Source organism: Comamonas antarctica, from assembly GCF_013363755.1.
Classification (GTDB): Bacteria; Pseudomonadota; Gammaproteobacteria; order Burkholderiales; family Burkholderiaceae_C; genus Comamonas; species Comamonas antarctica.
Map to the genome: position 1 here is coordinate 1,921,926 of NZ_CP054840.1, position 23,273 is coordinate 1,945,198.

At 67.7% G+C, this 23,273-nt stretch carries 24 protein-coding genes; 10 read left to right on the forward strand and 14 right to left on the reverse strand.

The window, feature by feature from the left end; all coding sequences use genetic code 11:
* Positions 1–72 precede the first annotated feature (72 nt).
* Positions 73–333 (forward strand): GlsB/YeaQ/YmgE family stress response membrane protein, encoded by a 261-nt coding sequence (locus tag HUK68_RS09160; protein WP_175503919.1) that lies wholly within the window; start codon positions 73–75, stop codon positions 331–333.
* A complete protein-coding gene (locus tag HUK68_RS09165; RefSeq protein ID WP_175503920.1) occupies positions 330–899 on the forward strand; it encodes a hypothetical protein in 570 nt (189 codons plus the stop codon). The genes HUK68_RS09160 and HUK68_RS09165 overlap by 4 nt, the downstream gene beginning before the upstream one ends.
* On the opposite strand, the gene HUK68_RS09170 is transcribed toward HUK68_RS09165, so the two are convergent.
* Positions 889–1,464 carry a C40 family peptidase gene (locus HUK68_RS09170; RefSeq protein WP_175503921.1) on the reverse strand — a complete coding sequence of 192 codons (576 nt, stop codon included), beginning with the start codon at positions 1,462–1,464 and terminating at the stop codon, positions 889–891. The two genes, HUK68_RS09165 and HUK68_RS09170, sit on opposite strands and share 11 nt — an antisense overlap.
* A gap of 195 nt (positions 1,465–1,659) precedes the next feature.
* Here HUK68_RS09170 and HUK68_RS09175 point away from each other — a divergent pair, with 195 nt between their 5' ends.
* The 3 genes from HUK68_RS09175 to HUK68_RS09185 all read left to right on the forward strand — a co-directional run bounded on the left by HUK68_RS09175 (position 1,660) and on the right by HUK68_RS09185 (position 5,274).
* Positions 1,660–2,262, forward strand: coding sequence for an isochorismatase family protein (locus tag HUK68_RS09175; RefSeq protein WP_175503922.1), 603 nt, complete (start codon positions 1,660–1,662; stop codon positions 2,260–2,262).
* Between the two features lie 109 nt (positions 2,263–2,371).
* A complete protein-coding gene (locus tag HUK68_RS09180; RefSeq protein ID WP_175503923.1) occupies positions 2,372–3,760 on the forward strand; it encodes a phosphomannomutase/phosphoglucomutase in 1,389 nt (462 codons plus the stop codon).
* A gap of 191 nt (positions 3,761–3,951) precedes the next feature.
* A complete protein-coding gene (locus tag HUK68_RS09185) occupies positions 3,952–5,274 on the forward strand; it encodes a 3-deoxy-D-manno-octulosonic acid transferase (RefSeq protein WP_175503924.1) in 1,323 nt (440 codons plus the stop codon).
* On the opposite strand, the gene HUK68_RS09190 is transcribed toward HUK68_RS09185, so the two are convergent.
* The 6 genes from HUK68_RS09190 to HUK68_RS09215 all read right to left on the reverse strand — a co-directional run bounded on the left by HUK68_RS09190 (position 5,265) and on the right by HUK68_RS09215 (position 12,894).
* Positions 5,265–6,677: a TolC family outer membrane protein gene (locus HUK68_RS09190; protein ID WP_175503925.1), complete on the reverse strand. Its 1,413-nt coding sequence runs from the start codon at positions 6,675–6,677 to the stop codon at positions 5,265–5,267. The two genes, HUK68_RS09185 and HUK68_RS09190, sit on opposite strands and share 10 nt — an antisense overlap.
* A 10-nt stretch (positions 6,678–6,687) precedes the next feature.
* Positions 6,688–7,038 carry a rhodanese-like domain-containing protein gene (locus HUK68_RS09195; protein ID WP_175503926.1) on the reverse strand — a complete coding sequence of 117 codons (351 nt, stop codon included), beginning with the start codon at positions 7,036–7,038 and terminating at the stop codon, positions 6,688–6,690.
* 1 nt (position 7,039) lies between these two features.
* Positions 7,040–7,750, reverse strand: coding sequence for a protein-L-isoaspartate O-methyltransferase family protein (locus HUK68_RS09200; protein ID WP_175503927.1), 711 nt, complete (start codon positions 7,748–7,750; stop codon positions 7,040–7,042).
* Between the two features lie 65 nt (positions 7,751–7,815).
* Positions 7,816–11,010: an efflux RND transporter permease subunit gene (locus HUK68_RS09205; protein WP_175503928.1), complete on the reverse strand. Its 3,195-nt coding sequence runs from the start codon at positions 11,008–11,010 to the stop codon at positions 7,816–7,818.
* Between the two features lie 12 nt (positions 11,011–11,022).
* On the reverse strand, positions 11,023–12,183 hold the full coding sequence (locus HUK68_RS09210) for an efflux RND transporter periplasmic adaptor subunit (protein WP_175503929.1): 1,161 nt from the start codon (positions 12,181–12,183) through the stop codon (positions 11,023–11,025).
* Between the two features lie 15 nt (positions 12,184–12,198).
* Entirely contained in the window at positions 12,199–12,894 is a 696-nt protein-coding gene (locus tag HUK68_RS09215; protein ID WP_175503930.1) for a TetR/AcrR family transcriptional regulator, read from the reverse strand.
* Between the two features lie 87 nt (positions 12,895–12,981).
* Between HUK68_RS09215 and msrA the strand changes: the two genes are divergently transcribed.
* The 5 genes from msrA to HUK68_RS09240 all read left to right on the forward strand — a co-directional run bounded on the left by msrA (position 12,982) and on the right by HUK68_RS09240 (position 17,145).
* Entirely contained in the window at positions 12,982–13,515 is a 534-nt protein-coding gene (gene msrA / locus HUK68_RS09220) for a peptide-methionine (S)-S-oxide reductase MsrA (RefSeq protein WP_175503931.1), read from the forward strand.
* Positions 13,516–13,676: 161 nt separating this feature from the next.
* Positions 13,677–14,117: a transcriptional repressor gene (locus HUK68_RS09225; protein WP_244146296.1), complete on the forward strand. Its 441-nt coding sequence runs from the start codon at positions 13,677–13,679 to the stop codon at positions 14,115–14,117.
* 39 nt (positions 14,118–14,156) lie between these two features.
* Positions 14,157–14,432, forward strand: a complete 276-nt coding sequence (locus HUK68_RS09230) for a hypothetical protein (protein WP_175503932.1) — start codon at positions 14,157–14,159, stop codon at positions 14,430–14,432.
* 33 nt (positions 14,433–14,465) lie between these two features.
* Complete coding sequence (locus HUK68_RS09235; RefSeq protein WP_175503933.1) at positions 14,466–14,882, forward strand: hypothetical protein; 417 nt, start codon at positions 14,466–14,468, stop codon at positions 14,880–14,882.
* A gap of 220 nt (positions 14,883–15,102) precedes the next feature.
* Positions 15,103–17,145: a TonB-dependent receptor domain-containing protein gene (locus tag HUK68_RS09240; RefSeq protein WP_175503934.1), complete on the forward strand. Its 2,043-nt coding sequence runs from the start codon at positions 15,103–15,105 to the stop codon at positions 17,143–17,145.
* A 249-nt stretch (positions 17,146–17,394) separates the two neighbouring features.
* Here HUK68_RS09240 and HUK68_RS09245 read toward each other — a convergent pair whose 3' ends face one another.
* The 7 genes from HUK68_RS09245 to HUK68_RS09275 form a co-directional block, all read right to left on the reverse strand.
* Complete coding sequence (locus HUK68_RS09245) at positions 17,395–18,483, reverse strand: site-specific integrase (RefSeq protein ID WP_175503935.1); 1,089 nt, start codon at positions 18,481–18,483, stop codon at positions 17,395–17,397.
* A 283-nt stretch (positions 18,484–18,766) separates the two neighbouring features.
* Complete coding sequence (gene pdxH, locus HUK68_RS09250) at positions 18,767–19,429, reverse strand: pyridoxamine 5'-phosphate oxidase (RefSeq protein ID WP_175503936.1); 663 nt, start codon at positions 19,427–19,429, stop codon at positions 18,767–18,769.
* Between the two features lie 93 nt (positions 19,430–19,522).
* The gene (gene gloA / locus HUK68_RS09255) at positions 19,523–19,948 is read right to left on the reverse strand and encodes a lactoylglutathione lyase (protein ID WP_175503937.1); all 426 of its coding nucleotides are present in this window, start codon (positions 19,946–19,948) and stop codon (positions 19,523–19,525) included.
* A gap of 45 nt (positions 19,949–19,993) precedes the next feature.
* A complete protein-coding gene (locus HUK68_RS09260; protein ID WP_175503938.1) occupies positions 19,994–20,338 on the reverse strand; it encodes a DUF3325 domain-containing protein in 345 nt (114 codons plus the stop codon).
* Positions 20,335–21,987, reverse strand: a complete 1,653-nt coding sequence (locus HUK68_RS09265) for a PepSY-associated TM helix domain-containing protein (protein ID WP_175503939.1) — start codon at positions 21,985–21,987, stop codon at positions 20,335–20,337. Before HUK68_RS09265 ends, HUK68_RS09260 begins: the two co-directional genes overlap by 4 nt.
* Positions 21,984–22,271: a DUF3649 domain-containing protein gene (locus HUK68_RS09270; RefSeq protein WP_175503940.1), complete on the reverse strand. Its 288-nt coding sequence runs from the start codon at positions 22,269–22,271 to the stop codon at positions 21,984–21,986. Before HUK68_RS09270 ends, HUK68_RS09265 begins: the two co-directional genes overlap by 4 nt.
* 390 nt (positions 22,272–22,661) lie before the next feature.
* Positions 22,662–23,243, reverse strand: a complete 582-nt coding sequence (locus tag HUK68_RS09275) for a nucleotidyltransferase family protein (RefSeq protein ID WP_175503941.1) — start codon at positions 23,241–23,243, stop codon at positions 22,662–22,664.
* Positions 23,244–23,273: the final 30 nt, after the last annotated feature.

Genomic DNA, 23,273 nt, shown 5'->3' on the forward strand with positions numbered 1-23,273 from the left:
TGTCCGACATGGCTGCCCGTGGCGCGCGGAATAGAGTGGGCATCAAACCTCTCAACCTCAAGGAGCCACCCCATGTTTTCCCTGATCGGTACCTTGATCGTCGGCCTGATCGTGGGCCTCATTGCACGCGCGATCAAGCCTGGCGACGACAGCCTTGGCTGGATCATGACCATCCTGCTGGGCATTGCCGGCGCATTCCTTGCAAGCTACATCGGCGTGGCCATGGGCTGGTACCAGCAGGGCGATGCGGCGGGCTGGATTGCCTCGGTATTGGGCGCCGTCGTGCTGCTGGTGATCTACCAGTTCGTGCGGGGCAAGACCACCGAACGATGAGCACTGCGACATCCGCCGACAACAAGCCTTCGGCCGCGCGCCAGGCCCAGATCGACGCCGCCGCACAGCGTGCGCGCCGGCTGCTGCACCGGCGCGCGCTGGTGGGAGCGGTGGTGAGCGCGGTGCCGGTGCCGGGGCTGGACTGGGCGGCCGACGCGGCGCTGCTGTCGCGGATGATTCCGCGCATCAGCCGCGAGTTTGGCCTGAGCGCCGAGCAGCTCGATGCGCTCGAGCCGTCGCGCCGCGAAGGCGTGCAAAAAGCCGTGGCGGTGGTTGGATCGGTGCTGATCGGCAAGCTGATCACGCGCGAGATGATCGTGCGGCTGGTGCAGAAGGTGGCCACGCGCATGGCTGCCAAGCAACTCGGCAAGTTCGTGCCCATTGTCGGCACGGCGGCCGCAGCCGCAATGGGCTATGCGGCGCTGCGTTTTCTCGGGGAGCAGCATATCCGTGACTGCATCCGTGTGGCCCAAATTACGGATGTGGACATGCCGATAGGCAGCGCCGCGCATGCGGACCACCTGGCAGCAAAGGCGCGCAAGGCCGCGCGCGGCGTCAGCGGCTGACGAGCAGCTTGTCGGTGCCCGCGAGTTCGGCGGTCTCGACGCGGCGCGCACCGTCGAAGCGGCGCGACCAGTAAGGCGTCTGCATGCTTTCCACGCGCACCGTCGCACCCGAGCGCGGAGCGTGGATGAAATTGCCTTCGCCGACATAGATGCCCACATGGCTGAAGGTGCGGCGCATGGTGTTGAAGAACACCAGGTCGCCGGGCTGCAGATCGCTTTTCTCGATCTTCTGCGTGGCATTTGCCTGTTCGTCGGCGCGGCGCGGCAGCACCAGGCCCACGGTCTGCGAGTAGATCGCACGCACGAAACCGCTGCAGTCGAAGCCCGTGCTGGCGTTGTTGCCGCCACGGCGGTAAGGCACTCCCAGGAAGCCCATGGCCGCACCGACCAGCTCGGAGGTGCGGGCCGCGACGCTGTGGCCAGCCTCGTGCAATTGGGTGTTGAGATGGGATATCAGCCCCCGACTGGCCAGCATGCGCTGGATTTCGTCGTCGGTGTAGCGGCTGTCAGGTGCCGCATGGGCACTGACGCAGGTAAAGAGAAGGACGCACAACCATCGGGACATGGGCGCAGAGGGTAACACGGAAAATTTGTTCGGCGCAAATGGATACGCAAATTGAAGGATTTTTCCGACCCCACGCTGCGCCGCCGTCTTGGATGCTCGGGGTTTTTGCTTCTGCTGCGATGGGCCGCGCTGGGCCGTGCAGCGCGCCGGGCCTGCGACAATGCCGCCATTGCAGACCGTAAAAGAAAGATTTCCATGTTGCTTGACTCGCTTGAATCCCAGTTGGTGCTGGTGGACTACCAGGAGCGCCTGATGCCCGCGATCTTCGAAGGCCAGGCGGTGCTGGCCAACGCCCGCCTGCTGGCGCGCGCCGCCGAACTGCTCGAGGTGCCGGTCTGGGGTACGGAACAGAACCCCTCGAAGCTGGGTGCCAACGACGCGCAGCTGCGCGCGCTGTGCCGCAGGACGCTGGCCAAGATGCAGTTCAGCGCCGTCGAGGAAGGCCTGGGCGAATGGCTGCGCCCGCCCGCGCGTCCCCAGGGCGGCAACGCGCGCAGCCTGCCCAAGCACCTGCAAAAGCCGCAGAACCAGGAAGCCGAGCGCGGCACCATCGTGATTGCGGGCTGCGAAGCCCATGTATGCCTGCTGCAGACCGCGCTGGACCTGGTCGAGGAGGAGTTCGACGTGTGGGTCGTCACGGACGCCTGCGGCTCGCGCACCGAGCGCAACCGCGATGCGGCGTTCGACCGCCTGGCCGGCGCGGGCGTCGAACTGGTGACCACCGAGATGGTCGTGTTCGAGTGGCTGCGCGGCTGCGAGCACCCGGCATTCAAGGACCTGCTGGCGCTGGTCAAGTAAGCGCCCGGGCCGGCGTGCCGGCGCTTGCACGCCATGGGCCGGCCTACAATGGCAGCCTTCCTGCCAGTGCCCCCGCGGCGCTGGTCCCTCCCTCACCAAGAGCTTTTCCGTGCAGCTGACACCTTCCATTTTCAAAGCCTATGACATCCGCGGCGTGGTGCCGAGCAGCCTGAATGAAGCCGTGGTGCGCGGCGTGGGCCTGGCATTCGGCCAAGCCGCGCGCGCCGAAGGGCAGACGGTGGTGGCCGTGGGCCGCGATGGCCGCCTGTCGGGGCCTGCACTCTCGGCGGCACTGATCGACGGCCTGGTGGCCGCGGGCATCGAGGTGATCGATATCGGCGTGGTCACCACGCCTATGCTTTATTTCGCCGCTGCCACGCTGTGCAACAGCGGTATCCAGGTCACGGGCAGCCACAACCCCAAGGATTACAACGGACTGAAGATGGTGCTCAACGGCCGTGCCATCTACGGCGAGGAGATCCAGGCGCTGCGCCGCTGCATCGAGGATGAGTCCTGGGACCTGGTGCCCGGCGGCTCGGTGCGCCATGCCGATGTGCTCGACGAATACACGGCGCATATCGTCGGCGACGTGAAGCTGGCGCGGCCGATGAAGATCGTGGTCGATTGCGGCAACGGCGTGGCCGGGGCAACGGCTCCGGGCATTTTCCGCGCGCTGGGCTGCGAGGTCATCGAGCTGTTCTCCGAAGTGGACGGCAACTTCCCCAACCACCATCCCGATCCCAGCAAGCCCGAGAACCTGCGCGACCTGATAGCCGCGCTGCAGGCCAGCGATGCCGAACTGGGGCTGGCCTTCGATGGCGACGGCGACCGGCTGGGCATCGTCACCAAGGATGGCAGCAATATCTTCCCCGACCGCCAGATGATGCTGTTTGCACGCGACGTCCTGTCGCGCGTGCCGGGTGGCCGCATCGTGTTCGATGTCAAGTGCAGCCAGCGCCTTGCGCCCGCGATTCGCGAGGCCGGCGGCGAGGCGGTGATGTTCAAGACCGGACATTCGCTGATCAAGGCGCGCATGAAGGAGCTCGACTCCCCGCTGGGCGGCGAGATGAGCGGCCATATCTTCTTCAAGGAGCGCTGGTTTGGTTTCGACGACGGCACCTACGCCGGCTGCCGCCTGCTGGAAATCGTCAGCCGCAGCGATGATCCGAGCGCGTTGCTCAATGCGCTGCCGACCAGCCATTCCACGCCCGAACTCAATGTCACCTGCGCCGAAGGCGAGCCGCACCGCCTCACGGCCGAACTGCAGGCACTCGCGCAGAGCAGCTTTGCGGCGCCCGCGGAACTCAACACCATCGATGGCCTGCGCGTCGACTGGCCTGATGGCTTCGGCCTGATCCGCGCCAGCAACACCACGCCGGTGCTGGTGCTGCGCTTCGAAGGCCACACGCCCGAGGCGCTGCAGCGCATCGAAGGCGAAATGCTGGCGCTTCTCGAGCGCGTCAAACCCGGCGCCCAAGTCGGCAGCGCTAGCCACTGAATGAAGCACCCCCTGAGCCGCTGCGCCGGATGGCCGGCCCCGTCTTCCCCCTCTCATCCTTCGGTGGAGGGGGACGGCAGCCTCGCTGCGGGGCGGCCCTTGCTCGCTGCCCCCACGCTGGAGCACGCCAGTTTCAAAGCGCCTGTGCAAGTCGAAGTGCAATGGTCAGCCAGGTTGGGTGGAAGCGTGCAATGAATTTCGTTCTGGCGCTGTATTCGGCGCTGACCTGGGCGGGCCAGCCGCTGCTGCGGCGCAAGCTGCGCCAGCGGGCCCTTGCCGAACCCGGCTATGGCCTGCGTGTCGAAGAGCGCTTTGGCCACTACACGCCCGAAAGCCTCGGACGCGACGGCGCGGGACGCTGGATCTGGGTGCATGCGGTGTCGCTGGGCGAGACCCGCGCCGCTGCCATCCTGATCGAGGCGCTGCGCGCGCGCATGCCGGGCATGCGCCTGCTGCTGACACATGGCACGGCCACGGGCCGCGCCGAGGGTGCGAAGCTGCTGCAGCCGGGCGACCTGCAGGTCTGGCAACCCTGGGACACGCATGCGGCCGCCACCCGGTTCATCACGCAGTTCCGCCCGGCGGTGGGCGTGCTGATGGAAACCGAGGTCTGGCCCATCCTGGCCGCGGTCTGCCGCGCGCAGGGCGTGCCGCTGGCGCTGGCCAATGCGCGCCTCAACGCGAAGTCGCTGGACAAAGCCTTGAAGCTGTCGGCATTGTCGATGCCGGCCTACCAGTCACTGGCCGCGGTGTGGGCCCAGACCCAGGCCGATGCGCAGCGCTTGCGCGCGCTCGCGGCGCCGGTGCGCGCCGTGCTGGGCAATCTCAAGTTCGACGTGCTGCCCGACGCCGCGCTGCTTGCGCAGGGCGCGCAGTGGCGCCAGCGCTCGGCGCGTCCCGTGGTGATGCTGGCGAGCAGCCGCGAAGGCGAGGAGGCGATGTTCATCGACGCCTTGCGCCGGCTGGGCGCGCAGGCGCTCAAAGTCCAGTGGCTGCTCGTGCCGCGCCATCCGCAGCGCTTCGACGCCGTGGCGCTCGCGCTGCAGGCCGCCGGACTGCGCGTGTCGCGGCGCAGCGAATGGCTGGGTGCGCCGCCGCGCGCGCTGGCGCAGGCCGGGGAAGAGTGCCTGTGGCTGGGCGACTCGCTGGGGGAAATGCCGCTGTATTACGCGATGGCCGATGCCGCGCTGCTGGGCGGCAGCTTTGCGCCCCTGGGCGGACAGAACCTGATAGAAGCTGCTGCCTGCGGCTGCCCGATGCTGGTCGGACCGTCGACCTTCAACTTCGCCGAAGCCGCGGAGCTCGCCTGTGCCGCAGGCGCGGCGCAGCGCGTACCGGATCTCGATGCGGGATTGCAAGCCGCGTTGGCCCTGGTGCACGACGTGGCCGCGCGCAAGGCGGCCGTCGCGCACTGCCTCGCGTTTGCCCAGGCGCACCGCGGCGCGGCGCAGGCCACCGCCGCGGCCATCGAGCAACTGATGCACGCCTGGAGCGGCGCCGCGCCTCAGCGCTGAGGCGCCGGCGCGCGCGCTGCGGGCAGGGGCGCGGCGGGCTGTTCGGCCGGCGTGCTGGCCAGCAGCGCATTGACGGCCAGCAGGTCGTCGCTGCTCAGGGTGCCGGCCGCCTGGCGCAGCTTGAGCTGGCCCATGATCAGGTTGTAGCGGGCCAGCGCCAGATCGCGCTTGGTCTGATACAGCTGGCTTTGCGCATTGAGCACATCGATGTTGATGCGCACGCCGACTTCATAGCCCAGGCGGTTGGCGTCCAGCGCGCTCTGGCTCGATGCCTCGGCGGCTTCAAGCGCCTTGATCTGGCCCTGGCCGGACTGCACGCCGAGGAACGCGGCGCGCGTGTTCTGTGCAATGCCGCGGCGCGCGTTGTCGAGATCGGCTTCGGCCTTGCGCTCGAGCGACAGCGTTTCCTTGACGCGGTTTTGCACCGAGAATCCCGCAAACAGCGGCAGGTTCAACTGCACGCCCACGCTGGCCACCTTGGCGCGGTAGCCGTTTTGCGGCGCGGTGATGGTGCCCTGCGGGTTGTTGTTGACGCTGTAGCCGGCTTGCAGGTCGACGGTGGGCAGATGGCCGGTTTCGGCCTTGCGCGTTTCCAGCCGTGCCACGTCGAGCGCGAGCTGCGCCTGGCGCAGCTGCGGCTGCGTGTCCTGCGAGACATCGACCCAGGCCTGGGGATCGGCCGGCGCGAGCGGCGGCAGCACCACCGGCTGGGCCAGCGGCAGCGGCCGCACGCCAGGCATGCCCACCAGCTGCTCCAGGGCCAGGCGCTTGACGTGCAGATCGTTCTCGGCGGCGATTTCCTGCGCCACGATCAGATCGAAGCGCGCCTGCGCCTCGCGTGAGTCGGTGATGGTCGCGTTGCCGACATCGAAATTGCGCTGCGCGAAAGCCAGTTGCTGCGCCACCGCCTCCTTTTGTGCCTGCACGAAGCGCAGCGAGTCCTCGGCGCCCAGCACGTCGAAATAGGCCTGGCTGGTGCGCACGATCAGCTCCTGCTCCGCGGCATCGCGCTGCGCCACCGCGATCTCGAAGCTGCGCTGGCCCTGGTGGAAGGTGATCAGGTTCGCGGGCCGGTACAGCGGCTGCGCCGCGCTCAGCGCCGCGCTCTGGCTGCTGGCGTTGAGCGTGAACTCCGGCCGGCTGACTTCGGTGCGCGCGCGGCTGGCACCGGCCTGCAGGCCCACCGACGGCAACAGGCCCGCGCGCGCCTGCTCCGAGCGGCTGTAGGCCGCGTCGGTCTCGGCCTGGCGTGCCTGCCAGGTGGCGTCGTAGCCGCGCGCGTGCTCCATGAGTTCCAGCAGGCTTTGCGCCGGCGCCAGCGGCGCGAACGCCAGCGTGGCGAGAAGCGTGGCGGCAGAGCGCCGGAAGGAGGGCGGGACACGCAGCGTGCGGGCCAGGAGCATGGAGGGCTTTCTAGTACAACGGAACTTGGGGGTCGCGCTCGCGCGACCAGGCGTCGATGCCGCCCGTGATGTTGGTCACCTGCTCGAACCCCTGGTTCAGCAGGAACATGCCGACATGCATGCTGCGCATGCCGTGGTGGCACAGGCAGGCGACGGGACGCTCGAAATCAAGCTCCTGCTGGCGCGCGGGAATTTCCTGCATGGGAATGCGCACCAGCTCGAAGCCGTCGGGCGTGATGCTGGCCGTCGCGCATTCCCAGGGTTCGCGCACGTCGAGCACCAGCGGCGTGACGCCCTGGGCCCGGCATTGCTCGAGCCATTGATCGAATTGCGCGGGGCGGACCTGGGCTAGCGTGGTCATCTCAGAACTTGAACGGCGAAGGTTCGGCGAAACCGTGCAGGCGCGCGGCCATCGTGTCCCAGGGGGAGATGGTCTCGAAATCGTGGCCCTTGCGGCGCACGAAGGTGGCGCGCATCACGGGCTGCTGGCCGACGATGGCGCCCAGGCGGCCGCCTTCGGTCAGGTGCTGCAGCAGCGCGGCGGGCACTTCGGCGACCGAGCCGCTGAGCACGATCACATCGAACGGGCCTTCGGGCAGCGCGTCGGTGGCGCCATCGGCCAGGCGCACGTTGGCGTTGGTGACGCCCGCGCCGGCGAGGTTCTCGCGCGCCATCTCGGCCAGCTCGGGCACGATTTCCAGGCTGAGGACTTCGCGGCCCAGGTGGGCCAGCAGCGCGGCCATGTAGCCCGAACCGGCGCCGATCTCCAGGATCTTGTCGGTGGGCTTGACGTTCAGGTCCTGCAGCATGCGCGCTTCGACGCGCGGCGCCTGCATGGTCCAGCCCTTGGCCGCGGCTTCCTCGGGCGTGCCGTGCAGCGGAATCTCGATGTCCATGAAGGCCAGGCCTTCGTGCTCGGGTGGCACGAACAGCTCGCGCGGCACCTCGGTCAGCGTGTCCAGCACGTTCTGCTCGAGCACGTTCCAGGGGCGGATTTGCTGCTGGATCATGTTGAAGCGGGCCTGCTCGATGGGATCGGCGGCGTTGGCTGAGGTGTTCAGGGGCATGTTCATGGGGTTACTCCGGGAAAGGCAGATCGCGACAAACCTTTGATTCTACGAGCGAGTGGGGCCAGGTTTCAGTCCGGGCCCGGTTTGTGGCGTGTTCGACCCATGAGGCGCCGCGCCCAGGCCGCGAGATCGTCCATGTAGCAGTACATGACCGGCACCACCACCAGCGTCAGCAGCGACGAGGTGATCACGCCGCCAATGACCGCCTGGCCCATGGGGGCGCGCTGCTCCGAGCCTTCGGTGACGGCCAGCGCCAGCGGCAGCATGCCGAAGATCATGGCCAGCGTGGTCATCAGGATGGGGCGCAGGCGCACGCGCGCGGCCAGCAGCAGCGCGGGCTCGCGCGCCAGGCCGGCGACGGTCTCGCCGGTGGCGGGGTCGACATGGTCGGCGCGCGCGCGGATGGCGAAATCCACCAGCAAGATCGCATTCTTCGTCACCAGCCCCATCAGCATGATCACGCCGATCATCGAGAACATCGACAGCGCCGAGCCGAACAGCAGCAGCGCCAGCACCACGCCGATCAGCGTGAGCGGCAGGGCGGTCATGAGCGCCATCGGCTGCAGGAAGCTGCGGAACTGGCTGGCCAGGATCATGTAGATGAACACGATGGCCAGGCCCAGTGCCGACAGCGCATAGCCGAAGGATTCGTCCATGTCCTTGGTGGCGCCGCTGAACTGGTAGCCGTAGCCGGGCGCGAAGGCCACGCCGGCCAGCGCCTTGCGGATGTCGGCCGACACTTCGCCGACCGAGCGCAGCGAGGCATTGGCGGTGATCGCGACTTCGCGCGTGAGCGCGCGGCGGTTGATCTGGCTGGGTCCTGCCGATTCGCGAATTTCGGCCACCTGGTCGAGCCGCACGTTGTGCCGCGTGCCGTCCTGGGACGTGACCAGCAGCGGCAGGCGTCCGAGCTGCAGCGGCGAGAGCCGGTCCTCGGGCGCGAGGCGCAGTTGCACGTCGTAGGTCTCGTCGTTGCTGGCGCGCCAGTTGCCCACGTCCTGGCCGGCGAGCAGCGTGCGCAGCGCCGTGGCCACCGCGCCCGTGCTGAGGCCCAGGTCCGACGCGGCGTCGCGCTTGATGGCCAGCTGCACGCGCGGCGTATCGCTCTCGAGGCTCGATTCGACATCGACCAGGCCGGGAATGCCTTGCAGCCGCGCCAGCACCTGCTCGTTGAGGCGGCCAAGTTCGGCGAGATCCTGCCCCTGCAGCGAGAACGCGATCTGCTTTTGGCCGCCCACCGGCTCGAGCAGGCCGACCTGGGTCACGGTGATGCCCGCGATCTGGCGCAGCTGCGCGCGCAGATCGATGGCCAGCGCCTCGACGCTGCGCGTGCGCTCCTTGCGGTCGCTCAGGCGCACATAGATGCTGGCATGGGTCTTGCCGCGCGCCGCGCCCGTATTGATCGTGGCGAGCGTGTAGCGCACCTCGGGCAGCGCGCGGATCAGCGCCTCGACCTGCCGCGCCTTGGCCTCGGTGGCCTCGATCGAGCTGCCCTGGGGCGTATGGAACTGCACCGTGGTCTCGGAGAAATCGGCCTTGGGCACGAACTCGGTGCCCAGCAGCGGCACCATCATCACGCTGGCGGCAAAGATCGCCAGCGCACTGACTGCTGTCGCGAGCCGGTGGCCCAGCGCCCAGCGCAGGATCTGTTCGTAGAACCGGGCCAACTGTTCGGTGGCGCGGTCGAACCACGCCGTGACGCGGCCGATGCTGCGGTCGTAGAGGCTCCTGCCGCGGGGCGCGGCGGCGCTGTCGCCATGCACGCTGGGGTCGTGCCATACGCTCGACAGCATGGGGTCGAGCGTGAAGCTGACGAACATCGAGATCAGCACCGCGACCACGATGGTCAGGCCGAACTCATGGAAGAACTTGCCGATGATGCCCTGCATGAAACCGATGGGCAGGAACACCGCGACGATGGACAGTGTCGTGGCCAGCACGGCCAGGCCGATCTCCTGCGTGCCGTCCATGGCCGCCGCATACGCGGACTTGCCCATCTGCAGGTGGCGCACGATGTTCTCGCGCACCACGATCGCATCGTCGATCAGCAGGCCCACGCACAGCGACAGTGCCATCAGCGTCACCATGTTGATGGAGAAACCGAACCAGTACATGAACAGGAAGGTGCCGATCAGCGCGATCGGCAGCGTGAGCCCGGTGATGACCGTCGAGCGCCAGGAGTTGAGGAACAGGAAGACGATCAGCACCGTGAGCACCGCGCCCTCGATCAGCGTCTGGCGCACGTTGTCCACGGCGACGCGTATCGGCCGCGACATGTCGCCGATGGTCTCCAGCCGCACGCCCGGCGGCAGCTCGGCCTGCATCGCGGCCACCGCGCGGCGCAGGCCCTCGACCACCTCGATGGTGTTGTCGCCCTGGGCCTTCTGCACCGTCAGCAGCAGGCTGCGCTGGCCGTTGAACAGCGCCAGGCTCTCGACCTCCTGCGCGCCGTCGAGCACGCGCGCCAGTTGTCCCAGCCGCACGGCGCCGCCCTGGCGCCGGGCCACGATGATGTCGGCAAAGTCCTCGGGGCGCTGCATGCGCGCGTCGATCTGCACCATGCGCTCCTGCGCGAGCGAGCGCACCGCGCCCACGGGCAGGTCCTGGTTCTCGCTGCGCACCGCCTGCGCGACCTGGTCGACGCTGATGCCGAAGGCTTCCAGCGCCTGCGGATCGAGATAGAGGTTGATTTCGCGCGGCGTCGCGCCCACGAGATTGACGGCGCCGACGCCGCGCACGTTTTCCAGGCGTTTCTTCAGCACCTGGTCGGCCCAGGTCGTGAGCTCGATGGCCGTCGGCGCCTTCAGGGAAGCCTGCGCTGTGGCCGCAGGCAGCACGGCCAGCGACCATACCGGTGCATCGGCGGGGTCGAAGCGCTGCACGCGCGGCTCCTCGACCTCGTCTCGCAGCAGCGGACGTACCGCGGCCACCTTCTCGCGCACATCCTCCGCGGCCTGGCGGCCGTCGATCTGCAGCTGGAACTCGATGATCACCACGCTGGTGCCCGCATAGCTGCGCGAGGTCAGCGCGTTGATGCCGGCAATCGAGTTCACCGCCTCCTCGATCTTGCGCGTGACTTCGCTCTCGACGATCTCGGGCGAGGCGCCCGGATAGGCCACGTTCACCACCACCACCGGGAAGTCGACGTTGGGGAACTGGTCCACCTTGAGCCGCTGGTAGGAGAACATGCCCAGTACCAGCAACGCCACCATCACCATGGTGGCAAACACCGGGTTGTGCAGGCTGACTTTGGTGAACCACATGGCGCCGGGCCCTTATTTCGCGGCGGGGCTGCCGGCGATTTCCACCACCGTGCCCTCGCGCAGCGCACCCACGCCCGCGGCCACGACCTGGCTGCCTTCGGGCAGTCCCTCGACCGCGACCCAGGCCTGGCCGTCGACGAGCGCGCGCGCGCCCAGCGTCACGCTGCGGTGCACGATGGTCTGCCGGCCGTCGCCTGGCTGCAGCAGCTGCACATAGGGCTGGGGCTTGTCGGTGCGCACGGCATCGAGCGGCAGCACCAGCGGCGCCGGCGCCTGTTCGGTGGCGAGGTCGATCTGGCCTTGCAGGAACATGCCCGGGCGCAGCACCAGCGCCTGGCTCGGCTCGAGCTGCAGGTAGACCGGCACGCTGCGCGTGGCAATGTCGGCCCGTGGGCTGACGCGCACCACGCGCGCCGCGAATTCCTGCGTGCTGCCATCGAGGTGCAGCCGCGCCGCGAGGCCGGGCCGCACCTGCAGCGAGTCGGCGGGGGGCAGTTGCGCGACGAGTTGCAGCTGGCGCAGGTCGACGATCTCCAGCACCCGGGTCTCCACGGCCACGCGCTCGCCGTTGTTCACGAGCCGCTGCGCCACCTGGCCGGCGATCGGGCTGCGCAGCACGGTATCGGCCACGGCCTTGCGCGCCACCTCGGCCTGGGCCAGCGCCGACTGGTACTGCGCGTGCGCGGCCTGCAGATTCGCGTCGGAGGTGCGCAGCGCGGTCTGCGAGATGAAACCCTGATCGACCAGCGCCTGGTTGTTGCTGTGCAGCCGCTCCTGGATCGAGCGCTGCGCGCGCGCTGCCTCGGCCTCCTGCTGCGCCTGGCGCAATCGCGCGTTGGCATCGGCGGCGTCGATGCGCGCCAGCACCTGGCCTGCCTGCACGCTATCGCCTTCGCGCACGCTCAGGTCCTGCAGGGTGCCGGCGACATACGCCTTGATGCTGGCTGCCTGCAGCGCCTCGAGCACCCCGGAAACCGGCACGCCCAGCGGCAGCGCGCGCCGCTGCAGGCTCAGCACTTCGCTGGGCTGCAGGCGCAAAGCCACCGGCGCGGCGGTCGCCGCCTGCTGCACGGCCTGCTGCTGATGCTTGCGCGCCAACAAGGCGCGGCCGATACCGAGGGACAGGGCCAGCACGGCCACCAGGGCCAGGAGAATGAGTTTGCGGCGGGACATGGGTGAGGGGAGGGATCAGGGGCGCAGGCCGCGCAGCAGGTTGTCGATCTGCGCTTCGAGGTAGGCTTCGGGGCTGAAGGGCATGCTGGCGCAGGGCGCCGTCTCGGAGGTGTCGTCCGTGCGCGCCGGCAGGCAGCCGGCCATGGTGTTCTGCCAGAACATCAGGAACATCATGGGCGAGAGCACCAGATAGACGCCGGTGTCGAGATCCAGCGGCCGGATCTCGCCGCGCGCGATGCCGCGCTCCAGGATGCAGCGCACCAGCGCCGTGCCCGGCTGCATCACTTCCTGGTGGTAGAAGTGCGCCAGCGCCGGGAAGTTGCGCGCCTCGCTGCACATCAGCTTGGTGATGCCGGCGGCCTTGGTGCTGCCGATGCGCTCCCACCAGACCGTGTAGCAGCGGCGCAGCAAGGCCTCGCTGTCGCCCTCGAAGCTGTCGAGCTCCCGCTGCCACTCGGCAAAGCGCCCGGCGATGTTTTCCCGCACCACGGCCTTGAACAGCTCTTCCTTGCTGGGAAAGTAGAGAAACAGCGTGCCCTTGGAAACGCCGGCGCGCGCCGCGACTTCCTCGACGCGCGTGGCGGCATAGCCTTTCTCGACAAACAGGTCCAGCGCCGCAGCCAGCAACTCCCCCGGTCGGGCGTTCTTGCGGCGCGCGCGGCGTTGGGGCTCGGCGGAACCGGCGGCAGGGCTTGGAGACGGGTGGGGCATGTTAATGACTGATTGGTTATTAATATAACCACCGCCTTGTCGAGCGTCAATCGTGCGCATCCCCGGTCAATGGTGTACAAGGACGGAATGCAAGAAACCATTTATCTCGCGGGTGGCTGCTTCTGGTGCACGGAAGCCGTCTTTGATCGCGTGCGCGGCGTGATCGATGTGCAAAGCGGCTATGCCAACGGCCAGGTCGACAACCCCAGCTACGAGCAGATCTGCACGGGCAAGACCGGCCACGCGGAAGTCGTGCGGCTGGTGTTCGATCCGCAGGTCATCGGCTTGCGCCAGTTGCTCGAGATATTCTTTGCCACCCACGATCCCACCACGCTCAACCGCCAGGGCAACGACGTGGGCACGCAGTACCGCAGCGGCATCTACTACGTCGATGCGCTGCAGGCGGAAGTGGCGCGCGCCGTCATTGCCGAACTGGCGCCGGAAGCCGGCGGCGACATCGTCACGGAAGTCCTGCCGCTGCAAAGCTACTGGCCCGCCGAGGACTATCACCAGGACTACTTCCGCCAGCATCCCGAGCAGGGCTACTGCGCCTTCGTGGTCAGCCCCAAGGTGCAGAAGTTCCGTAAGAGCTTCTCGGAGTGGATGAAGCCGGGAGCCTGAGCGTCCGATCTCGGACGCCGCAGCTTTGTGCGCTGATTGTAAGAATTGCGTCGAAATTTGGGCATAATGCAACGCGGTTGCGTTAGTGCGCGCATTTGAGCGTGCCTTGCAGCCGCATCCATTGCATTTCCTTCCTGCCCATGCCTCTTGCCCATGCTCCCATGTCTCTGCCTGCCGGCATGCGCTCGACGCGTGCCAGCCAGGCGGTGCTGGCGCTGTTTGCTGCACAGCCCGACGCGGTGTTGAGCGAAGCAGATGTCGAGCGCAGCCTGTTGGCGCAGGGCATTGTGGTGAATCGCGTCACCGTCTACCGGCTGTTGAACAAGCTGCATGCGGGGGGCGTACTGCAGCGCAGCGTCGATGCCGGGCGCGTGGCGCGCTACCTGCGCGCTGCGGCGGACGGGGGCACGCCGTTGCCGCGCTTCGAATGCGACGGCTGCCATCAGCAGATACGGCTTGCGGGCCATCAAGACCAGTTGCAGACCGCCTTGCAGGCGCTGCGCCAGGAACTGCAGGCCGCGGGCCATGCGGAACTGCGCCTGGATCTGGCCGTGCGCGGCCGCTGCGCGGGCTGCGCCGATCCATCCGCGCACGCTGCTTGACGCGGCGCCCACCGTTTTTCCTATCCTGAAAGTCCCGACATGAATCTCCCTCGCACTGTTGCCCTGATGTTTGCCGCCCTGAGCCTGTCGGTGCTGCCGCTCGCGCACGCCCATGACCATGACGGCAACGACAAGCACAGCGACAAGGAGCTCAAGGCCGATATCGAACGCCACCAGGCCATGGCCGCCGCGCACCAGGCCGCGGCGCAATGCCTGGCCGCGGGCAAGGGCCACTCGGTGTGCCTGAAGGAGTTGCAGCAAAGCTGCAAGGGCCTGGCCATCGGCAAGTATTGCGGCATGCGCCACGCGCACTAAGCCGCTTCGGATTCCTTCGCCGCCCCCGTGACGATGTCTTTGCCTGTGCCTCGCCAGCGTAGCCGCGCGTCTGCGCGCCTGCTGCTGTGGTGGCTGGTGCTGGCGATGCTGATGGCGCCCGCCTTGGGGCGCATCCACCAGGTCGTGCACCCGTCCATGTGGTCCGGCGCTGCCGCATCGGGCGCCCATGCCCCGACGGCGAGCCAGGCGCATGGGCACCGCGCCGCGACGGAAGACGCCCACTGGCTGCTGGCGCTGTTTGCGGGCCACAGCCACAGCGATTGCCAGCTGCACGATCAGCTCAATGCCTGGGCCAGCGGGCCCGCGCTGGGCCAAAACCCGCCTGCGGCCTTGCCCCAGGAACTTCCCTGCCAACTGGAAGCGCGAACCGCCTCGGCAGGTTCTGCCGCCTTTTTCGATCCGCGCGCACCGCCCGCTGTTGCCGCCTGATCCTTCGGCCGCCGGCCCGCCGGCGCCTGTCCTCCTGTTTCCCTGATTTTTGCGCCGGCCGTACACGTGGCCTGCGCGGCACTGCGCGTGCCCGGCCTGCTGCCTGCCGGGGCGTTGCCGTGCCTGCATTGAAAGCGTTCCCATGCACCGCATCGAATCCCTCCGGGGTGATTTTTCCGCGTCCGCCACTTTGCGCGCGCCGCGCCCCACCCAGGTCGCCATGGCCTGCGCCACTCTGGCCGCCTGGGCATTTTCGGGTCTTGCCTCGGCGCAGGCCGTGGCTCCGGCCGCAACTGAAACCACGCTGTCCGAGGTCAAGGTATCGGCCAGCGGCCTGGGCAAGTCGGGCAGCGAAATGACCACGCCCGCCAGCGTTCTCGAAGGCCAGGAACTGGTGCTGCGGCGCGAAGCCACGCTGGGCGAGACGCTGAGCGGCGAGCCCGGCATAAATTCCAGCCATTTCGGCGCGGGCGCGAGCCGGCCGATCATCCGCGGCATGGACGGCCCGCGCGTGAAGATCCTCAGCGACGGCGTCGAGCTGCACGATGCCTCGACGATCAGCCCCGACCATGCCGTCGCCAGCGAGCCCATGCTGGCCACGCAGGTCGAGGTGCTGCGCGGTCCGTCGGCGCTGATCCATGGCGGCGGCGCGATGGGCGGCGTGGTCAACATCCTGGACAACAAGATTCCGACGGCAATTCCCGAGAAGGGCTATGAAGGCAGTGTCGAGACACGCTACGGCAGCGGCGCGCGCGAGAAGGCCGCCGCGTTCTCGCTGACCGGCGGCGCAGGGCAGGTCGCGGTGCATGCCGAAGGCATGGCGCGCGATGCCGGCGACTACCGTGTGGGCAGCGGCTGGAGCGAAGGCAAGCGCGTGGACGGCAGCTTCAACCGCACCGACACCGGCAGCCTGGGGTTGTCGTGGATCGGCAGCCAGGGCTATCTGGGTGCGGCCTACACGCGCCAGGCCTCGCGCTATGGCCTGCCGGGCCACAGCCACGATTTCGAGGGCTGCCACACCCATGGCGACCATCTGCACTGCGGCGGCCACGACGACCACGAAGGGCACGACCATGAGCACGATCACGATCACGACCATGACCACGGCGTGCCGGAGGTGAATCTGGTGAGCGAGCGCCTTGATGTGCGCGGCGAGCTGCGCCAACCCTTTGCCGGCGCGGCTGCGATCCGCTTCCGAGCCGGGGTCACCGATTACCGCCATGAGGAGATCGAGGAGGGCGCGGTGGCCACCACCTTCTCCAACAAGGCGCATGATGCCCGGGTCGAGCTGGAGCATCTGCCGATCGGCGGCCTGCGCGGCCTGGTCGGTTTCCAGGCCACCAACCGCAAGTTCAGCGCGGTCGGCGAGGAAGCCTATGTACAGCCCACCGAGACCCGGCGCAACAGCCTGTTCCTGCTCGAGGAATACCGCTGGCAGGACTGGCGCTTCGAAGGGGCGCTGCGCCATGAGCGCCAGACGGCCGAAGCACTGACGGACGGCATCACGCGCAAGCACAGCGGCACTTCGGCATCGCTCGGCGCGGTGTGGCAGCTCGCACCGGGCTATCAGCTCGCGACCTCGTTCACCCATTCCACGCGCCTGCCGACCGTGGAGGAGCTCTATGCGCGCGGCCTGCACATGGCGACCTCGACCTATGAGCGCGGCAATGCGGATCTGCAGCCCGAGAAATCCAAGGCGTGGGACCTGTCGTTTCGCAAGACCGCGGGAGCCACCACCTTCGGCGTCAGCGCCTTCCAGCATCAGGTCGACAACTACATCTACGGCCGCACGCTGGACGAACATGACGGCTTGCAATTGCTGCAATACAGCCAGGCCGATGCGCGCTTCACCGGGCTGGAAGGCCATGTGCGCCAGCGCATCAACAGCCAATGGGGCGTGACGCTGTTTGGCGACACGGTGCGGGCGCGGCTGGACAACGGCGGTGCGCTGCCGCGCATCCCGTCCGCGCGCGTGGGCCTGCGCCTCGATGCCCGCTGGAACAGCTGGCAGGGCATGGCCGAGTGGGTGCAGGTGGCCAAGCAGGACCGCGTGGCCGAGTTCGAAAGCGCGACCCCGGGTTACGGTATGTTGAACCTGTCGGCCAGCTACCAGTTGCGCACCGGTGGCGGCACGCCCTGGCAGATCTACCTCAAGGCCAACAACCTGACCGATCGCTTGGCCTATGCCCACACCTCGTTCATCAAATCGGCCGCGCCGCTGATGGGACGCAACATCACGGTGGGCGTGAAGGTCGATTTCTAAGCCGCAAGCTGGTGCGGCCAAGTCGGGGAGTAGTGCCGAATTTGGTGGGTTTGCCGGTCATCTGTATGTATGCACAGTATGACCGCGAACCCGGCTTAGGACCGTGTGCCTTTGCTGGTCGAGAGCCCACATCCCGTATGGGTCGTGGCGCAAGGTGGCGGCTGTTCATCGCTGTCTTGCGCATGAGATCAAACCTGCCGAGCCCGGAGTTCCGGCCAAGCTGTATGTATTTACAGCTTCCGGTCCGGCTCAGGTGTAGCGCACCGGTTGCAGCGCATCGACACAGTGCTGCAAATGGGCCAACGCGCGCGGATGGTCGACACCGATGCGTTGCACGACCTCCGTGGGAGCAATGCCTTGATGCAGCCAGTGCACGATAGCCGTGTTGCGCACCACCTGCGGGCCCATGCGGGCCAGCGGCATGGCCTGTCCCTGGTGTGCCTGCTGGACCAGCGCAATCGTCTTCCACGCGATATGGAACAGCGCTCGGATGGTCAACGGACCGCCCTTGCGCGACTCGAACAGCGGCGCCGAGGCGTGCGCGGGCGTGCCGCCCTGGTGTCGGAACTTCATCCATGCAGCGAGCGCAGCCGCCGTGGAAGCGGGCAGGGCCAGGCAGCGGCTTTGTGCGGCGCGCTGGCCTTCGATCTGCAGGAAGCACGGCTGGCTGCCAGCCGCCAGCGTGGCCTGGCGCGCATCGCGCACTGCGCCTATCGACAGCAGGCGGATTTCCTCGGGCGCGAGCGCGAGGTCGTACAAGAGCCGTAGCACGGCCAGATCGCGCGCGCCCTGCAGGTCGTCGCTGCTGGGAAAGTAGCGCGGCAGTGCCGCCCACAGCGCTGGCGGCAGTACATGGCCCGTCGGGTCTTCGGGGGCAGGGCGCTCCATCGGGTGCAATGCCTGGACCGGGTTGCGGGCGACCCAGCCTTCGAGCAGCGCATGCGCATAGATGCGGTCGAGCAGCCGCCAGTAGCGCCGGCGCGTGACTTCGCTGATCTGGCGTTCGGGCTGGTGGTGGGCACGCTGGCCGGGGCGCAACTGCAGGAAATTCGACACATCCTCAGGCGTGGCCTCGTGCCAGGCCTTGCCGCTGGGCGGAGGAGAGGCGGGCGAGGCGGTGCGACGGGTGGCGCGCGGCGTGCGCTGCGCCGGAGCCGAAAGCCCTTGCAGCTGCTGGACCCAGGCATTCCACACCAGCGCGTAGCCACTGCCGGAATGTCCGCCGTGGGCCCAGGGCAGGGCAGTGTCTTCGACGCCCAACTCGGCACGCTGCCAATGCGCAAACACGCCAAGAGCATCGGGCCGCTGGGAGGGGGAAGTGGGTTTTGGGGGGTTCATCGGGATAGCGGTAGATAGGGAATCGGCTTTCACAGGGATGCGGGCACATGGTACGGCGCAGGAAAGGCATGCAACGGGATGCGATGCCGCGCGGCGGGCGTCGGCTTACTCAAACGAGCTGTGATTCATTGTTTGAATGTAACTTACATGAATTGGGTAAGCACTAAATAAAACGTAAATGCCATATCTGAAAATATGGCTTCGCAGAAATGAAGGATTTCAGGGGAGGGGACCGGCTCCCCAGCGGGGCCCGGGCCAGGGCGGCGAAGCTTGTCCGCTGGTTTCAAGGCGCAAGACGCTCCCGGATCCACTGGCCGTCTTCGAGCCGATAGCGCAGGCGGTCATGCAAGCGGCTCTTGCGTCCCTGCCAGAACTCGAAGCGCTCGGGCAGCAGGCGAAAGCCGCCCCAGTGCGGCGGCCGGGGAGGGGACAGCAGGAACTGCGCGCCATAGCGCGCGGCATTGGCCATCAGCACGCTGCGGCCCGAAATCACCTGGCTTTGCGGGCTGGCCCAGGCGCCAATGCGCGAGTCCAGCGGCCGGCTCTGGAAATAGGCGTCGCTTTCTTCGTCAGTGACTTTCTCGACCCGGCCTTCGATACGCACCACGCGCTCGAGGTCGACCCAGTGGAATTGCAGCGCCGCAAATGGATTGCCGGCAATTTCCCGGCCCTTGCGGCTGTCGTAGTTCGTGAACCAGACGATGCCACGCTCGTCATAGCCCTTGATCAGCACGATGCGGGTGCTCGGACGCTGGTCTGCGCCCACGGTGGCCAGCGTCATCGCATTGGGTTCGGGCACCTGCGCATTCACCGCCTCTTGCAGCCACTGGTCGAACTGCTGCATCGGATTGGCGTGCGAAGCATCTTCGCTGAGCTCTGCGCGCTCGTAGCTTTTGCGCAGATCGGCAATGGAGGTGGAGATTTGGCTCATGCCCCCATTGTGCATGGAGCAAACCTGGCCGGCTGCATGCCGGTGGCGTAATTCCGTACGCGCAAGCGTGCGGGCGGCCTGCCCGCACTGCCCCTGGCGACGCGCTCGTCAGGCCGAACGCAGCGGGTCGGCATTCGCGCCGCGGCGCGAGTTTTCCTGGATCAATTCGATCTTGTAGCCGTCGGGATCGGTCACGAAGGCAATCACCGTGCTGCCGCCCTTGACCGGGCCGGCTTCGCGCGTGACGTTGCCGCCGGCGGCCTTGATCTTCTCGCAGGCCGCATACGCATCGGGCACGCCCAGCGCCACATGGCCGTAGGCCGTGCCCAGATCGTAGCTTTCGGTGCCCCAGTTGTAGGTCAGCTCGATCTCGGCCTGGCCGGGATTGCCGCCCTCGAAGCCCAGGAAGGCCAGCGAGTACTTGTACTCCGCGTTCTCGGACTGGCGCAGCAGTTGCATGCCCAGCACCTGGGTGTAGAAATCAATCGAGCGTTGAAGGTTGCCAACGCGCAGCATCGTGTGGAGGAATCTCATGCGCTCGATTGTGCCGCGAGATAAAGCCCTGCGCAGCAGCTTGCATCAGGCCGCGAAGGCCCGCGCGGCAAAGGCCAGGGCGGCTGCGCCCATGCTCGCGCCTGCGATGCGCAGCAGTTGGCGTGGCGCATACGTCAGCAGCCAGCCGGTGGCGAGCGCGCCAAAGCTCAGCACGCCGATGAAGGCCGTGACCGCCACGGCGCCGCTCCAGCCTGACAGCACGCAGCTCGCCAGCGACAGCGCGAGCAGGGCGATGCCGCTGATGCGCCAGGCAATGCTGGCCTCCCCGGCCAGCGCACGGGCGAAGACCTGCTCCTGGTGGCGCTCCATGGCCAGGCTCAAGCAGGTGAATGCGGGCAGCGCCAGCGCCACGGGAATCCACGCGCTCATGCCTGCTTCTCCGCGGATTGCGCCACCGGGCGCGGAACGCGCAGCCCCGCACCGCTGGCCGCAGGCCGGGTTGCGGCCAAGGCTGCGGACTTGCCAAGTTTCCACGCGGCAAAGCCGTGCAGCGCGGCAAACGCCAGCGCCACCAGATCAAAACCGGCCACGCTCCATTGGCCATGCAGCATGGCTGCGGGGAGGGGCGTGCCGCCCGTGGCCGCATTGAGCAGCGGCAGCGCGGCAAAGGCCAGGGCAGCGAGCCATAGCTGCTCGAGCCAGGCGCGCCGGTGCGGGCGCAGCAACGCATGCAGCAGGCACAGGCCCCAGGCCACGAAGAAACAGCGAATTTCCAGGTCGGCGCGCTGGGCGATGGCCACGGGCAACAGCCGATTGGCGAAGAAGTATGTGGCGGTCGCGATGGATAGCCCCGAAATCGCGCCGATGTTCAATACCTCGACCGAACGGTGTCCGCGCGGCGTGCGGCCGAGCTTGCGGCGTTCGGGCAGCCGCTTGACCACCCACAGCACCAGGCCCGAACCGGCCATCACGGTACCCACCACCCCGGAGAGAAACAGCAGCCAGCGCACGGCCGGATCGGCAAAGCGCCCCAGATGGATACCCATCACCGTACCGGAAACCATCTGTGCGGCGGAGGGCGCACGCGCCTCGGGCGGCGTGCGCGGCGCACCGGTGGCGCCATCGAACAGCAGCTTTTCGCCCGCGCCACGCGCCACGCTGTGCGCACCTTGCTCGCGCAGCTCGATGGTGGAGCCCGGTGTCCCCGGCCGCTGCACCACGATGCTGCCCACGCCGCGTTCGGGCCAGCGCGCCTGCGCGGCCTGCATCAGCGGCGCGATGGCGGTCAGTGGCGCCGGCTCGGCGGCCTGCGGCCGGCCGCCCCGCGCCTCGCGCTCACCGCCGCCGCCCGCGGCGCGACCGCGGCTTTCGGCGAAATATTTTTGCGCATCGCCGTTATAGACCGCGTCGATGCCCCAGGGCATGAGCATGCTCATGAGCAGCAGCAAGCCGCTGAAAGTGATGACGATGTGGAACGGCAGCGCCAGCACGGCGGTGGCGTTGTGCGCATCGAGCCACGAGCGCTGGCCCTTGCGCGGGCGGAAGGTGAAGAACTCGGCGAAGATCTTCTTGTGCGTGATCACGCCGCTGATGATGGCCACGAACATGAACATCGTGGCAATGCCGACAATCCAGCGGCCCCAGATGCGCGGCATCGCATACAGCTCGAAGTGAAAGCGGTAGAGGAAATTGCCGCCGCGGGTTTCGCGCGGCGTGAGCACCTCGCCCGTGCCCGCATCGAGCTGCACCCGCTGCGTGCCCGCGCGTCCGGCAGCCGCACCCGGCGCGCGCCAGCTGGCCTCGACGGCGGTCTGGCGTTCGCCTGGCAGGTTGATGGTCCAGGTCGCCGCATCCGGGGCGATCTTCTGCATTGCCGCCACCGCCAGTTCGGCGGTTTGCGGGCCTGGAACCGACCGATGCAGCTCGGGCCGCATCCAGTCCGTGATTTCATCGACGAAGAAGCTCAGCGTGCCGGTGAAGAACACCGCATACAGCAGCCAGCCCAGCAGCAGCCCGCACCAGGTGTGAAGCCACGACATGGATTGGCGCAGGCCTTCAGGTTTCCCATCGGGTCTCATGCCGGGGCTCCCCGCAGCGCCAGTGCGGCGCCGCCGAGCAGCGCCGCAGGAATGCCTATGCCCAGCCAGGCACGCAGTGCGCTGGCACAGCCAAAAGCCCAGAGCGCGGCCACGGCATGCACCACAAAGGCCAGCATCGTGGCCCAAAGGACGGCATCGACGGAGCTGTTGCCGCTGCGTGCGAGCAACAGGCCCAGGCCTGCAGCGGTGGCCGATGACAGCGCGTAGCCGCCGGCAGTGGCCGCCAGCGCGCGCGAGGCGACCGCCCAGCGGTAGCGGCCCATGCCAATCAAGGCTTTGGGCTGCAAACGTGGCTCATGAACGGATGCGGTATCACTCATTGCAAAACCTGCGCGGGCGCGGGAACGAAGAAAGCAGAAGATGCGCGCGTCTGCGCTCGCTCAGGATATGCAAATGTCATGATGGTTTTGAAATGCGAATGCTTCTCAATGTATTGCTTTCTCCGGGTAGTTTCTTAAACGGGAAGTAAAGTTGGGGAACTTTGCGGGTCATCCATATTAACTAGATACGATGTATATTATGTTAAGTCGTGTTGCGGCTACATGCAGTCTTGTATCGGATGCTGTTCTATCCCGCTGTTCCCAGCATCGACCGCGTTCGCCACGATTCCGGGCCTTCAGTCGCTGCCGGGCCGGTGCCGGAGCCACGCTCGGCTAAGCCTGCCGGTCGCTCCAGCGGTCCGCTACCGCGGCCAGGTCTGCAAGCGTATCGGTATCCGCCAACGCGCCCCAGTCATCCAGCTGCAGCGTGTGCAGGCTTTCCTGTGCCTGCGCGGCGCGGACCACGCTCTGGGCTCCGGCATCGCCCCTGAGCGCCAGGAGCCGATCCTTGTACGCCGCGGAAAATCCCACCGGATGACCCCAGCGGCCATGGATCTGCGGGCGCACCGCGCCGCCATGCGCCTGCAGCGCCCGCGCCACGGCTTGGAGGCTGCGTGGCGACACAGCCGGCAAGTCGCCCGGCAGGATCAACCACCCACTGGCATCCGGCGACAGCGCCACGCCGCGCGCAATCGAGTGCCCCATGCCTTCGCTGCGCCACAGCGGCCCGTTCTCAACGAGGACCATGCGCAGCCCGCTGGCCTCGGCCGCTGCCACGGTGTGCTCGAGCACGCTGCGGCCCTGCAGCGGCGCCTGCAGCTTGCCGGTTTGCGCGCCCGAAGCGCGAAAGCGTTGTCCCTGGCCCGCGGCCAGCACCACCACGACGGGTGCCGGGTTGTCATCTGTACTGTGCATCCCGGCCATTGTAGGAAGCGCTGGCACGCA